We start from the raw sequence: 14,021 nt of genomic DNA, 5'->3' as shown, positions 1-14,021 counted from the left end.
TTAAGTTTTCTTATAAAGTTAGATGTTAAACCCAATCAAGCTTGCAAGTAAAAATTTTTTATCAAGCTTGGATACCTCGTGTGAAGAATTTCATCATATTTTAGAAATAGCAAAAAATTTTAAAAATAAAGATCTCAATATAAAACTTAAAGAAAAAGTTTTAGGATTAATTTTTGATAAGTCATCAACTCGTACCAGAGTTAGTTTCCAGGTGGCAATGTCAAGACTTGGCGGCACCACAGTTGACCTAAATCCTACTACTTCACAAATTGGGAGAGGAGAGCCAATTAGAGATACAGCAAGAGTGCTAAGTAGATACTGCGATGTTCTTGCGATAAGAACATTTAAACAAACTGATTTGGAAGAGTATGCAAAATGGTCCTCTAAGCCAGTTATTAATGCACTCACAGATTTAGAACATCCTTGCCAAGCTTTAGCTGATTACATGACGATTAAAGAGGAATTTGTTGATTTTAAAAATACGGTTTTGACATTTATAGGTGATGGTAATAATGTTGCTAACTCGATAATTTTGTGTGGGGCTTTACTAGGAGTAGAAATCAGAATTGCATGCCCTAAAGGTTATGAGCCAAACTCATTAGTTATTAAAAAAGCTCTAGAAATATATAAAGATAGTAATCTCCTAAAAATAACTAACGATCCTAATACTGCGGTATTAGGAGCAAATGTTCTCTATACAGATGTTTGGACCTCTATGGGAGACGAAAATCTAAAAGAAGATAAAGATAAAAATTTTGATAAATTTACTATCGATAATAATTTAGTAAGTAAAGCTAATAAAGATGCGATTATTCTCCACTGCCTTCCTGCATATAGAGGTAAGGAGATAACAAATGAAGCTTTTGAAAGTGAAAAAAGTAGAATTTTTCAGCAGGCAGAAAACAGAATGCATGCGCAGCAAGCTCTTTTAGCATGCTTGCTCAGCTAAAGTACTTGCAATATATTCTAAATAAAGGTACAAATGTATTAGAGTACATTTGTTTTAGTGGATTATTATTCTGAGGAAAATCTTACAGATGCTCAAAATGAGCTTTATGTATGGATAAAGGATTATATGAAGAATTTTCAGCATAGTCCTTCCATTAGACAAATGATGCAGGCAATGGGATTAAAATCTCCTGCACCAATTCAGAGTAGATTGAAACATTTGCAGGAAAAAGGTTACATTTCTTGGCAAGAAGGCAAAGCTAGAACTATGCAAATAGTAGACGAAATTACTGGTGGAGTTCCAATTATGGGTTCTGTCGCTGCAGGAGGTTTAATTGAAACTTTTTCTGATGTTAATGAAAATTTGGATCTATCTGAAGTTTTACAAAAAAAAGATGTTTTTGCCTTAACTGTAAATGGTGATTCAATGATAAATGCTTGTATTGCGCATGGAGATATGGTTTTGATGGAACCTATTAAAGATTCTTATTCGCTAAGAAATGGAATGATTGTTAGCGCTATGGTCCCAGGACTAGGTACGACTTTGAAATATTTTTCAAAAAAAGGTCAAAAAATTTACTTAGAAGCTGCTAATCCAGCTTATGAACCTATTGAGCTAGATTTAGATGAGGTGGTTTTTCAAGGAAAATTATTAGCTGTCTGGAGAAAGGTTTAGTTAAAGTCAAAAATTATACCTTTCTATAAAAGATGTATGTAATATGTGTCTTTCAATTTGATATTAAATTTTGAAATTACTCAAGCAATTTATTCTTTATGTCTTCTTCTCTTTTTTCACTTACAATAATTGTCTTTAACTTTTCGTTTAATTCTTTTAGAGGAGATTTAGATATTATTAAATTATTATTTTCGTCCATTCTGACTAGACAATTATATTTAAATGAAGGGTCAAGTGATGGGCAATCACTTCTTTGATGTGCCCCCCTACTTTCATTTCTTTGGAGTGCTGAAAGAATTGTAGCTTTTGCACTTATCAAAGAAGATTGTAAGTCAAAAATCAAAGCTAGATCTTCGCAATTATGTTTATCGATTCTGATATCGATTTTATCTATTTTGGTTTTGATAGTTTCAATTTTTGATAATCCTTCTCTAAGTAAAGTTTCGTTTTTGATTACGCCACAATATTTCCACATTATTAATCGTAATTCGTGTTGAAGAGGCCTGACTAGTTCATCTCCATTTTTGATGAACTTATTAATGTTTTCATGCGCAAAGGCAATAGTTTCATTAGATCTTAATTGTTGATCAATTCTTTTTGAATATTTTGAGGATGCAATACCAGCACGTTTGCCAAAAATAAGAATTTCTGCCAAAGAATTTCCACCTAAACGATTAGCTCCATGCAGTCCTCCTGCTACTTCTCCTGCTGCGAAAAGGCCCTTTACTGAAGTAGATAAATCTTCTGGATTAACTAAAATTCCACCCATAGAATAGTGGGCAGTAGGCGAAACTTCCATGGGTGATTTTGAAATATCAAGCATTTGAGTTTCAAGAAATTGTCTATATATATTTGGTAGTTTCTCAATAATGAACTCTCTACTTTTGTGGCTAATATCAAGAAGAACCGCTCCATTTTTTGTTCCTCGACCTTCAATTATTTCTGTGTAGTTAGCTATTGCTACTTTATCTCTAGTTGATAATTCCATTCTTTTTGGATCATAATTTTTCATAAATCTCTCTCCTTTTTTATTTATTAACCTTCCACCCTCACCTCTTACAGCTTCGGTAACCAAAGTACCTTCAATTTCTTCAGGTGAAACCATACCTGATGGGTGAAACTGTACCATTTCCATATCTATTAATTCACATCCCGCTTTAAGTCCTAAATAATATCCATCCCCTGTATTTTCATTTTTTCTAGAGGAACTTTTTTTCCATAATCTTGTATGCCCCCCTGTACATAAAACTACTGCATCAGCAAAGTGTACAGTCCTTTCCGACGTAGATAAATTAAATGACATTGCGCCAAAGCAGGTGTTTTCTCTAATTAATAATTCAGTTACATACTGGTTATCATAAATAGGAATTTTTAACTCATCTGATTTTTTTAGGAGAGTTTTTAAAATTGATAATCCTGTAAAATCCCCTGAGTAACAAGTTCTACGATATTTGTGTGCACCAAAAAACCTTTGATCTAGTTCACCATTTTTTAATTTTGCAAAATCAGCACCCCATTTATCTATTTCTTTAACTAAAGATGGTGATTCTTTCGCCATTATTTCAACCTTTAAAGGATCTCCTATTCCATATCCCTCTAAGTAAGTGTCAATAAAATGTTGTTCCCAGGTGTCTTCTTTATCTAAAGTTCCTAAAGCAGCATTAATTCCACCTGCTGCTAAAACGGTATGAGCATCAGTCTTTGGTCTTTTTCCCAGAATAGTGACATCAAGACCTGACTTTTTTATCTCGATGGCTGATCTTAGACCCGCTCCGCCACAACCTATGACAAGAACGTTTGTTATTTGAGTTAGATGATCTTTAACAGGCAATTTTTCTTAAAATTATTTTACTTATTAAGTCTAACTCCTTTGAGTTAATAAAAATAAATGCTTTCTTTTTAATATTTATATATTTAGTTTGTTTTTAATAAACCTAATATTTTCTTAAAAAATACAATTATTCATCACTTAGAGATATTATGTGAAGTTTTTATTGATTATTTTTTAGGATTAAAAGTACTTTCCCAAATACTCCATACATAACAACTTAGATTTTTAATTCCCAGGTACATTTTAATTTCTAAATTTAAAAATCAAATTATTTAAAGTACTATAGGTATTAAGGCAGTTATGAATCAAATCTTTGGTCTTATAATATAACTGTCGTTTAGCTAATGGGGCCATAGCTCAGTTGGTAGAGCACCTGCATGGCATGAAGCAACTAAAAGCATTGATACAACATGATATAACTGGACTTTTAAAGTTAATATTACAAAGTGTGGCGCAGAATTTGGCGCAGTTTTGATTAATCAGATATTTATATAACTTCTATTGGTAATACTATTATTTACATCTTTATATATTATATTTAGTGCTATATTTATAATTAATTAATTTCATTTAGTATTGATTTCAGGAGGTAGTGCTACAATCTACTTCTCTTGAGTAGTAGAAACATCCAACTCGTTTACATTTTATAAACAAATGTTATATTAGACCTATACTTTCATGCTTTAAATATAGTAAATAAAGTATTTGAAACGCATTTGATTACATAAATGTTAAAAGAACTAAAACGACCCTCAATCTTTGAAAAAAAGATTACTAAATTTTATATGGAAAATGAAGGAGTCGAAAACGATCAGCAAGAAATTTCAGCAAGGTTACATAAAATTCAAGGGATCTTTTATCTATTGCCACATCGTGAGTATGGTCAGAAATGGAAAGATTTAAAGTTCGGCATTAGTGCGCAAAGTTTGATTGAAAGAAAAGATTCTCTTTTAGCTGATTCTTTAAAGTTAAACTCTGGGTATTGGGAAAAGATAGAAAAAGCAAAAAAATCACGCTTTAAATATTTTAATGAAATAGAGAAAAATATCGAAGAATTATTAACCAAAAAACGGTTTTCAAATTTTCAATAAAAATGATTTCAAAGGATATTTTATTCTTATCTGAAAGGCTTACAGAATATAAGGTTTCTCATCTAACTATTCCTATCTTTGCAATTATTGTTTATTTCACCTTAAAAGATATGCAAATGTATTGTTTAGATTTTGAATTAACTGAAGATTATGTCAAAGAGAGCAACTAAACAAGAAACTGAATTAAGAGTTGCTCATGCTGCTGAATTAGTTGCTGAAGGACAGGCTTATTCTTCAATTACCACCCATGTCGCCGTAAAATATAATATTTCAAGACGCAGAGCGAGAGAAATCACATCCAAGGCCTACCTTTTACTAAAAGATGATATTGAGGAAGGGGATCTAAATCGCCCTGAAATGACAGCAAAATTAGTATGTACTTTAGAAAATGCAATGTATAGAGCAATGCGGGAAAAACAATATTCAGCAGTTGCAACTAATGCAAAAGTTCTTATGAAATTAGTTGGATTAGAAGCAAAAGTAAAAAATTAAAGCGGGTGCTTTGGGAGCACTAGGTCGCAGGTTCGAATCCTGTCGCCCCGATAGTTATAGCAATAGATCTCAGCAATTCCAAAAAGTGAGTCTCAAAAATCCGTAGAAAATTCCGTAGATATTTATGGAAATTAACAAAAACTTCTACGGAAGTTGGAGGATATGTGTGCAATTAAATGTTGAATACAGGCAATATTGGACTATATTATGATCAATCGGATTGCAGCGAGTGACTTTTCGTTCCCTTATATATAAGGGCGTGATCAACCTTAATCGGCAATGTTTACGAAGAAACCTCCGCCAACCCCCTTCCACTACCGCCACGAAGTAAGCATGGTTGCCCTTCTTGAAAAGCGGAATTATAGATGGAGCTCTAAGAGTGAGACGTAGTTTCTGGGGAGGGTCTGCAGATTAAACAAAAAATTAAATGTTTTTTCTCAGATCATGGCGTTATCAACTTGGCTTCCTTTAGAGGATTTGGCAGAACAACTATATTGTTCAGAACGTACTATTTATAAACTTAAAGCTTCCAATGTATTTGAAGCCGGAACTTGTTTTTATCGGATAGGTAATGGACAAGAAAAAGGGAAATGTATTTACAACTTAGAAAAATGTAGAGAGGCATTACTCCTTCATACCAAGGAAGGACAAGAAAAGAAGAAAGGAACTCGATATAGCAAAAAAATGCTTAAAGACCTTGTTTCAAGGGAGGTTAAGTAATGAGTAACAACAAAAAAGATCCAGAAACACAAAAAATAATAGCTAAAGAAAAAACTAAAAAAGTTAGCTCAGACGAATACGCCATTAGTCCTTTTGGCACTTTGTATAAAACTTATAAAAGAACAAGTATTCAAAAGCCAGCTAATAAACAAATTAAAGATAAGAAAAGGGAAGCAAAAACAATCACTGAAAGGTTAAATTCATTTGACGACGAAGTAGATACCTTTTTTAAAGGTAATTGTGAAATTCAACCAAAGGACAGAATAGTTTACTTAAGGGATAAAGCGAAAAATCTTGGATTAAATCTAAGAGATAACGAAATCAGAGCAAAGATTTGGGAAGGTCGTAAACGATCTAAAGGACTTGTGACAATGCTTGCTCCAGATATGGAAATAAATGCACCACAAGAGGTTTGGTTAGTTGAGGATTTAATAATGAAATCCGATACAAACCTTCTTATTGCTTCTCCTAAAGTTGGAAAAACTACTTTAGTTGTTGACTTGATTGGCAAATGGAGTCGAGGCGTTGAAGATTCCTATTTGGGTAAAAAGTTTATTGGTAAGTGTCCTTCGATTTTTATTGTTGGGACTGACATGCCCAGGTCAAGGTGGTTACCACTTCTGAATAGATTTGGTCTCGCAGAACAAACAGGCAAAGATAAATGGAAATTATTAAACCCGATAATTGGCTTATTTACACAAAATGAATCATTGCATCTTGATGATTCTGGATTATCTCGTATTGGAGAATTAGTCAGCAAAAATGAGGGATGTTTATTGTTGATAGATAGTTACTCAAAAGTTGTTGCACCTCTCGGACTTAAAGAATCTGACGCCAGTTTTGCTGGCCCAATTGGAGATCTTCAAGAGGTTGTGGCGCCTTTTGGAGTAACTACAATTGTCATTCACCACAGTGGCAAACAAAGTTTAGGATCTGGTGCTGTGATAGCTTCAAGGGGTTCAACTGCTCTTCCGGCTGCAGTATCTCAAGTTATAAATTTAAAATGGTTTAATAGAGACGAAAATCGTCAGGATAAAAGAATACTTCTTGAAACTGAAGGTAGAGGAATGTCTTTAGAGGCAATAATTTTGCAGACTCAATATGGTTTTGAATCTGATGGAGATGCAACTGATGTCATTGAAAGGCACAAAGAAAAAGAAAAAATAGCACGATTACAAGACACTCAAGCTGAGGTATTTGAAGAGGTGAAAGATAGGAGACCTCTAGAAACAACTTCTGGTGACATTAAAAAGGCTTTAAAGATTGGTGATAGGTCTGCTCTCAGGTCATTAAGAGCATTAGAAAGAAAGGGTTTATTAATAAGCGAAACCAGAAGAACTGATAAAGGTAGATGCGTAGTTTTTAAAATATCACCAACAATTGTCTTAACTGACTAGATGTCTTAGGTGACTAAACCGTCTGATCTTTTTAGACATTGGACACTTCAGATACTTAGGATGCATAGACACATTAGGCACCTTTAGTAAAAAACTTTCGAAATTATTTATGAAAAAAGAAACCGATATTATCTTTTGGGTCCTTTCTAGAGTAAGTGGGTGGGTGATTTCGAGGCGCTCAATATTTCTAGGTAAAAGATTGCATAATTAGACACACTTTTACAAATTCCCGATTATACAAATAGCTAAAATTAAGTTGTAGCAATTTATCTCATCAAATGTAAATAATTAAAGATGAAACCAAAATCATTGCATTTGGAAGCTTATACGATTTCCGAAACAGCTAAAAGACTAGGCTATAAAAGCACTAAAACAATCTATCGACTTCTCAAAAGAGATTTATTAGAAGACTATGTTTATCTAGAAAGATCAGGAAGAGTTTATTTAGTATTAGAGCCGCAAAATCTTCCATCTTTAGGGGAAAAAATTAGAACAAATATTCAGTTTAAAAAATCTAATGTCATTAAAAAAGGGGCTAAGCCCCTTTTTTTTAATAATTCGGTTTAATTAAAATTAATTTCCTCCCAGAGGTGACCAAAGAGTTGCTTCTGATCCTATAACTGGGGCAACACCATGACTTTTGATTTTAGTAGAAACTTTATTTTTAACAATAGGAGTATCTATTTCTCCTAAAGCTGACCATAAAGTTGATTGATGAGCGATAACAGCTGGAACTTTTAACGTTTGAGATTGTAAAGAAGGCTTATGGGTTCTTACAAGTTGTACTCCAAGAGAACCAACAACAAATGCCCCAAGAAAACCTGCAAATATAGCAGTAGTATTGTTACTCCTTACTGAGGTAGATACGTTATTAGACATAATAGTTATGTGACTAAATTTCATTTTTGACCGAAGTCCCCGTTCCTTGGCTTCAATCTTAATGCGGCTCGCAAAACGAGATGAACGTTTTTGTAGTCTACGCTACATATTAACTATAAGTACAATTTAATTTATAAGTTGTTCATTACTATACAAAAACTTATTAAAAAATAAGAAACTTAATTTTAAAGTGAAGAAAATATATTTGAATTTTTTTGAGTAAAAAATGATTGATTATTTTCATAATTGTTAGCAGAATAACTTCCGGAAACAACAGTTCCGTGAGTTACCCCAAAAATAAAACCAAGTAAGATCGCTAAACGCATCCAAGAGTATAAATTTGAAACTAATTTCCCTCGAATTTAGAATATATGATGTTGTTATTTATACTAAATAATTTTTTATCCCCCAAGATATGACATTGATGGATGAATTTTTTGATTTTTGTCAGTTGTTTTTTCTAATTTTTTAAATCTATCTTCACTATAGTTATCTTCTCTCGCTTCCCAAATGCTCTTGATTTTATTTTCCAGTTCATGGAGATTAATTGGTAGAGATAACCATGGGTTTAGATTTATACCTTCACTAGAAAAAAGACACGTGTAAGCATAACCATCGCTAGTTATCCTCAACCTATTACAATCTGAACAAAAAGGATTACTTACTGAAGAGATTGTACTTATAAAACTTTTTGAATCACTGATGTACCATCTATTGGCTGTTTGCCCTTCCTTTCTTCCGTAGTCTTTTAATCGATATTTCTTCTTTAATAAACTAATAATTTTTTCAGAGAAAAAAACATCTGATGGCTTCCAATTATTAGATGTGCCTACGTCCATATATTCAATAAAGCGAATTTCTATAGACCTTTTTTTTGCAAAATCAACTAATTCAAAAATTTGATTATCATTTATCTCTTTTTTAATGACTGCATTTATTTTTAATTTCCCCTCCTTTGGATTAAATCCAGCATTAATTGCATGATCTATTCCTTCAAGGACAGTAAATAATTTTTCTTTACCAATAATTTTATTTTCCTCTCCAATCATGTTTGAAAAAATATCAGGATCAATTGCGTCTAAACTTACTGTTATACGGTCTAACCCATTTTTAAAAAGCTCAATAGCTTTTTTCTCAGAGAGCAAATATCCATTTGTAGTTAAAGAAATATCCTGTAAATTTGCTATTGGATTTGATTCTTCTAACCTTTGCAATTTAATTTCATGAAGAAGTTCATCTAATTGAGAACTTAATAAAGGTTCACCTCCAGTAATTCTTAAAGAATTTACCCCTAATCGACAACTGACCAAAATTAATTTTTTAAATTGTTCAATATTTAATACATCTAAACTATAATTTTCTGGCTTACAGTAAATGCATGAAAAATTGCAATTTTGTTTAAGAGATAACCTTAAAACTTTTAACTTTCTTTTTCTATTATCCTCCAATTGCTTAAGTCCCATTATTCATATTTAAAAATTCTCTCTTCGAATTTATATTAATTAAATCTCCATTGTTTGCATAGAAATATTTATGGGGAATTTGATCAACCCATCCAAGAAAGTTTTTCTTTCCAGAGGATAACTTTTTTTTTAATTTAAAATGATTTTCTTCATTGAGGGGATAAATACCGAATAATGGTTGTACAAAAATTCCATCATGGGATACTACCGCAGAATTTTGATTTTTTTCCCATGATTTAATAAGTGAATAAATTAATTTTGTATTCAAATTAGGCATATCGATTGGGATAATCAGGATATTTTTAGTGTTTTTTTTAAAAGATGAAAAAATTTGTTCTATACAAGTTAAAGGGCCATCAAAGGGTTTGGCATCTGAAATAAACCCAACATTATTTCTTTTATCAACTTCTTTTGAATGAGAAGTATGATTTGTTATTACAAAAGTTTCCAAATTAAGAGTATTTAATATTTTTATTTTATGAGTAAGCCAATTTCCGCCTTCATGATGTTTAATTAGTGCTTTATCAAACCCCATTCTTGAACTCTTGCCACCAGCCAAGATGAATGCCTTAAATTTTTTATGTTTTATTTCCATAACTTAGGTAATATTTTCCCACGAGTATTTTATGTATCGAATAATACCAATAATAAGATTGCTAATTATTCCCAATTTTGAATTTTTCTTAGTACTGACAATATAATTTTAGCCTTTTAAAAAATTTGAATTTATTTCCCCTCAAATTTCGTATTAAATAATACAAATGAATGCATTGATCGAAATATAAATTGCTTAAAAATTAATCTTTAAAAATTTTCATGTTAAGTGATGTTTGGTCTTTGAATGGCAGATATAGAACTCTTCACCTCACCTGGTTTGCCTTTTTCCTTACTTTTGTTGTTTGGTTTAACCTCGCACCTCTTGCAACTACTGTTAAAGCCGATTTAGGTTTATCTGTCGCTCAAATTAGGACAGTAGCAATATGTAATGTTGCTTTAACTATTCCTGGCAGAGTTTTGATTGGAATGTTATTGGATAAATTTGGTCCAAGAAAAACTTACTCAACAATCTTGATATTTTCTGTAGTCCCATGTTTATTATTTGCTAGTGCGCAAGACTTCAATCAACTTGTAATTGCGAGATTGCTTTTATCAATAGTAGGAGCAGGTTTTGTTATCGGAATAAGAATGGTATCTGAATGGTTCCCTCCCAAAGAAATTGGATTAGCTGAGGGAATATATGGAGGATGGGGAAATTTTGGATCTGCTTTTTCTGCGCTTTCTCTTGTTGCCGTAGCTGGATTCTTGTCTTTTTCAGGAGGTTTTGAGTTTCCAACTGGAGCCGTACTGAATTGGAGAGGAGCTATTGTTCTTACAGGAATTATTTCTTTTGTTTATGGAATTATTTATTTCTTTAGTGTGACTGACACACCTCCAGGAAAACCCTACCAAAGGCCTGCAAAAACAGCTGGTTTAGAAGTAACGAGTATAAGAGATTTCTGGGGTTTAATTGGAATGAATGTTCCATTCGCAGCAATTCTTTCAGTACTATGTTGGAGACTTCAGAAGGTAGGTTTTCTAACTTCTTCTACTTATCCAATAGCTTTGCTTGCAGTATTGGCTTGGTTTGTTTTTCAGACTTGGGGAATTGTAAGGACAAATATTGAATTGTTGAAAGGAACTAAAATTTACCCTAAAGAAGATAGATATGAATTCAAACAAGTAGCTATTTTGGAATTAACTTACATAGTAAATTTTGGTTCTGAATTGGCAGTAGTTTCTATGCTTCCTAGTTTCTTTGAATTTACTTTTGATTTACCTAAAGCTGTAGCTGGAATTTTGGCATCATGTTATGCATTTGTGAATTTAATAGCTAGACCTGCAGGAGGATTAATATCTGACAGAACAGGTAATAGAAAAAATACAATGGGATTCCTGACAATGGGATTAGGTTTTGGATATCTATTGATGTCTTTAATAAAACCTGGAACTTTTACAGGATCAGCAGGAATTCTTATGGCTGTATTTTTAACTATGCTCTGTTCATTTTTCGTTCAATCAGGAGAAGGTTCAACTTTTGCTTTAGTTCCCTTAGTTAAAAAAAGAGTAACAGGACAAATAGCTGGATTGGTTGGGGCTTATGGAAATGTTGGTGCGGTAACTTATCTAAATATTTATAGCCTTTTACCTTTATGGATGGGTGGAGGTAAAGATCCTTCTCCAGAAATAATTGCGGCTTCAAATAGTGCCTTCTTCCAAGTCTTAGGTATAGCAGGATTAATAGTTGGATTCTTCTGTTATTTCTTTTTAAAGGAACCTCAAGGATCATTCGCGGATGCTTATGAAGGCGAAAAAGCTGAAAATTACGTTTAACCAATAACTATTGAGATATTTATAAAAGAAATTTTATGAATTTTACTAAAAGTCAATGCCCATATTGCGGTGTTGGCTGTGGTTTAAAAATGAAGCCTAAAAGTTCTGTTTCTGATGATAAATGGTTAGTAAGTGGAGATAGGGATAGTCCTTCAACTCAAGGTAAATTGTGCGTAAAAGGAGCAACAGTTTGTGAGACCCTAAAAGATGGGAGATTAAAAGTACCACTTTACAGGGAAAATTTAAATAAAGAATTTAAAGAAATTTCCTGGGACGAATCATACGAAATTCTGAAAGAGAATATTTTGAGTTCTATAAAGAATTATGGACCTGATTCAATAGCTATGTATGGCTCAGGTCAATTTCATACTGAAGATTATTACGTAGCCCAAAAGCTTCTCAAGGGAGCAATAGGCACAAATAATTTTGATGCTAATTCAAGACTATGCATGAGCTCAGCAGTAGCTGGATATAACAGAAGTTTTGGCTCTGATGGCCCTCCTTGTTGTTATGAAGATATTGATCATTGCTCTTTAATTTTATTAATAGGGACAAATACTGCAGAATGTCATCCCGTTCTTTTTGATCGAATTAAAAAACGTAAAAGAAACGTAAATGATAATTTAAAAGTAATAGTAATCGATCCAAGAGAAACAGAAACTTCATCCATAGCAGATTTTTACTTACAAATTTCTTCTGGAACAGATCTTTTTTTATTAATTGGGATTGCGAATTATCTTTATAAGAATCAATTAACTGATCAAAATTTCATTGATAAGTCGACCGAAAGCTATTTTGATTTTGTAAAACATATACAAAAATGGGATTTAATAAAAATAAGTGAAATTTGCAATATATCCGAGAAAACAATTATTGATATTGCAAAATTATGGGGAGAAAGTAAAAATGTTTTAAGTCTCTGGTCGATGGGTTTGAATCAAAGGCAAGAGGGTACAGCAGCAGTAAATGGGCTAATAAATCTTCATCTAATGACAGGCCAAATAGGCAAAGAAGGTTCTGGTCCTTTTTCCTTGACTGGCCAACCAAACGCTATGGGGGGGAGAGAAGCTGGTGGACTATCGCACCTTCTTCCAGGATATAGGTTTGTAAAAAATAAAATAGATAGGAATGAAATTGAAAAAATATGGGGGTTCCCTGAGGGAAAGATATCTGCAAAACAGGGTCTATCTGCATTTGAACAAATAGAAGCTATAAAAAAAGGATCTGTGAAAATTTGGTGGATTGCAGCTACAAACCCTTTGGTTAGCATGCCTAATTTAAACTTTGTAAAAAAAGCACTTTCAAAATGTCCTTTAATTATCCTCAACGAATCTTATGAACAAAGTGAATCAATTAAATATGCTCATCTAGTATTGCCCGCGGCTCAATGGAGCGAAAAAGATGGTGTTATGACAAATTCAGAAAGAAGAGTAACCCTTTGCCCATCTTTCAGAGAATCGAATAAAAATTCAAAACCAGATTGGCAAATATTTGCTGAATTAGGACAGAAGATAGGCTATTTCAAACAATTTGAATATGAATCTTCATCTGAAGTTTATGATGAATTTTTAAAAACGACTACAAAAAGATTATGCGATATGAGCGGATTATCATATCAATTATTAAAAAATCATGGTCCTCAACAATGGCCTTATCCTAAAGGCAGCGTACCTAGTAAATCTTCAAAAAGATTATATGAAGATGGTCATTTCCCAACTGAGACTGGCAAAGCAAATTTTTGTATTGATGATCCTATAGGGTTGGCTGAACCCCCTTCAGATGAGTACCCACTAATTTTGACAATTGGAAGATATCTAAGTCAATGGCATACAATGACAAGAACTTCTAAAGTTCAAAAACTTACAAAAAAGAATCCAGAACCGTTATTGGAAATTAATTCTAAAGATGCTTTATCTTTAAAAATCAAAAATGATGAAATAGTAAAAATTAAATCCAAAAGAGGGGAAGTTCAAGCAAAAGTTCAGATTACTGACAAAATTAAAGCAGGTACAGTTTTTTTACCAATGCATTGGGGTTTTAGTCAAAAAAATATGTGTGAAGTAAACTCTTTGATGCATGAGAAGTCATGCCCGATATCAAAACAACCAGAATTAAAAGCATGTGCAGTAATAATTGTTCCAAACTAGGCAAGAA

The 14,021-nt window shown here is 32.5% G+C and carries 15 protein-coding genes; 10 read left to right on the top strand and 5 right to left on the bottom strand.

Going from position 1 to position 14,021, the window contains the following annotated elements:
• Nucleotides 1–22 precede the first annotated feature (22 nt).
• Together argF and lexA are read left to right on the top strand one after the other, a co-directional pair.
• On the top strand, nt 23–949 hold the full coding sequence (gene argF / locus EW14_RS07290; RefSeq protein WP_042850816.1) for an ornithine carbamoyltransferase: 927 nt from the start codon (nt 23–25) through the stop codon (nt 947–949).
• 57 nt (nt 950–1,006) lie between these two features.
• Nucleotides 1,007–1,624 carry a transcriptional repressor LexA gene (lexA, locus tag EW14_RS07285; RefSeq protein WP_042850815.1) on the top strand — a complete coding sequence of 206 codons (618 nt, stop codon included), beginning with the start codon at nt 1,007–1,009 and terminating at the stop codon, nt 1,622–1,624.
• 76 nt (nt 1,625–1,700) lie between these two features.
• On the opposite strand, the gene EW14_RS07280 is transcribed toward lexA, so the two are convergent.
• Nucleotides 1,701–3,455, bottom strand: a complete 1,755-nt coding sequence (locus EW14_RS07280; protein ID WP_081925755.1) for an FAD-dependent oxidoreductase — start codon at nt 3,453–3,455, stop codon at nt 1,701–1,703.
• 728 nt (nt 3,456–4,183) lie between these two features.
• Between EW14_RS07280 and EW14_RS07275 the strand changes: the two genes are divergently transcribed.
• From EW14_RS07275 to EW14_RS07255, 6 genes are all read left to right on the top strand, one after another.
• The gene (locus EW14_RS07275; protein WP_042850814.1) at nt 4,184–4,546 is read left to right on the top strand and encodes a hypothetical protein; all 363 of its coding nucleotides are present in this window, start codon (nt 4,184–4,186) and stop codon (nt 4,544–4,546) included.
• Nucleotides 4,547–4,548: 2 nt separating this feature from the next.
• Nucleotides 4,549–4,716, top strand: a complete 168-nt coding sequence (locus tag EW14_RS10410; protein ID WP_197049570.1) for a hypothetical protein — start codon at nt 4,549–4,551, stop codon at nt 4,714–4,716.
• On the top strand, nt 4,697–5,038 hold the full coding sequence (locus EW14_RS07270; RefSeq protein ID WP_042850813.1) for a hypothetical protein: 342 nt from the start codon (nt 4,697–4,699) through the stop codon (nt 5,036–5,038). Before EW14_RS10410 ends, EW14_RS07270 begins: the two co-directional genes overlap by 20 nt.
• Before the next feature lie 444 nt (nt 5,039–5,482).
• Nucleotides 5,483–5,758: a hypothetical protein gene (locus tag EW14_RS07265; protein ID WP_042850604.1), complete on the top strand. Its 276-nt coding sequence runs from the start codon at nt 5,483–5,485 to the stop codon at nt 5,756–5,758.
• The gene (locus EW14_RS07260; protein ID WP_042850605.1) at nt 5,758–7,155 is read left to right on the top strand and encodes an AAA family ATPase; all 1,398 of its coding nucleotides are present in this window, start codon (nt 5,758–5,760) and stop codon (nt 7,153–7,155) included. The genes EW14_RS07265 and EW14_RS07260 overlap by 1 nt, the downstream gene beginning before the upstream one ends.
• 294 nt (nt 7,156–7,449) lie before the next feature.
• On the top strand, nt 7,450–7,722 hold the full coding sequence (locus EW14_RS07255; protein ID WP_042850606.1) for a helix-turn-helix domain-containing protein: 273 nt from the start codon (nt 7,450–7,452) through the stop codon (nt 7,720–7,722).
• Nucleotides 7,723–7,728: 6 nt separating this feature from the next.
• Here the strand turns inward: EW14_RS07255 and EW14_RS09890 are convergent, their stop codons facing one another.
• From EW14_RS09890 to EW14_RS07240, 4 genes are all read right to left on the bottom strand, one after another.
• Complete coding sequence (locus EW14_RS09890; protein WP_042850607.1) at nt 7,729–8,034, bottom strand: hypothetical protein; 306 nt, start codon at nt 8,032–8,034, stop codon at nt 7,729–7,731.
• A gap of 185 nt (nt 8,035–8,219) precedes the next feature.
• Nucleotides 8,220–8,360, bottom strand: a complete 141-nt coding sequence (locus EW14_RS10115; protein WP_156095668.1) for a hypothetical protein — start codon at nt 8,358–8,360, stop codon at nt 8,220–8,222.
• Between the two features lie 75 nt (nt 8,361–8,435).
• Nucleotides 8,436–9,497, bottom strand: a complete 1,062-nt coding sequence (locus EW14_RS07245; protein ID WP_042850608.1) for a GTP 3',8-cyclase MoaA — start codon at nt 9,495–9,497, stop codon at nt 8,436–8,438.
• On the bottom strand, nt 9,487–10,092 hold the full coding sequence (locus EW14_RS07240; protein ID WP_042850609.1) for a molybdenum cofactor guanylyltransferase: 606 nt from the start codon (nt 10,090–10,092) through the stop codon (nt 9,487–9,489). The genes EW14_RS07245 and EW14_RS07240 overlap by 11 nt, the downstream gene beginning before the upstream one ends.
• 221 nt (nt 10,093–10,313) lie before the next feature.
• Here EW14_RS07240 and EW14_RS07235 point away from each other — a divergent pair, with 221 nt between their 5' ends.
• Together EW14_RS07235 and EW14_RS07230 are read left to right on the top strand one after the other, a co-directional pair.
• The gene (locus EW14_RS07235) at nt 10,314–11,867 is read left to right on the top strand and encodes a NarK family nitrate/nitrite MFS transporter (RefSeq protein ID WP_042850610.1); all 1,554 of its coding nucleotides are present in this window, start codon (nt 10,314–10,316) and stop codon (nt 11,865–11,867) included.
• 35 nt (nt 11,868–11,902) lie between these two features.
• Nucleotides 11,903–14,014 (top strand): molybdopterin oxidoreductase family protein, encoded by a 2,112-nt coding sequence (locus tag EW14_RS07230; protein ID WP_052044735.1) that lies wholly within the window; start codon nt 11,903–11,905, stop codon nt 14,012–14,014.
• Nucleotides 14,015–14,021 lie beyond the last annotated feature (7 nt).

The sequence above is a fragment of the Prochlorococcus sp. MIT 0604 genome (assembly GCF_000757845.1).
In the GTDB taxonomy this organism is placed as follows: Bacteria; Cyanobacteriota; Cyanobacteriia; order PCC-6307; family Cyanobiaceae; genus Prochlorococcus_A.
This window is presented reverse-complemented; position numbering and strand designations above follow the sequence as displayed.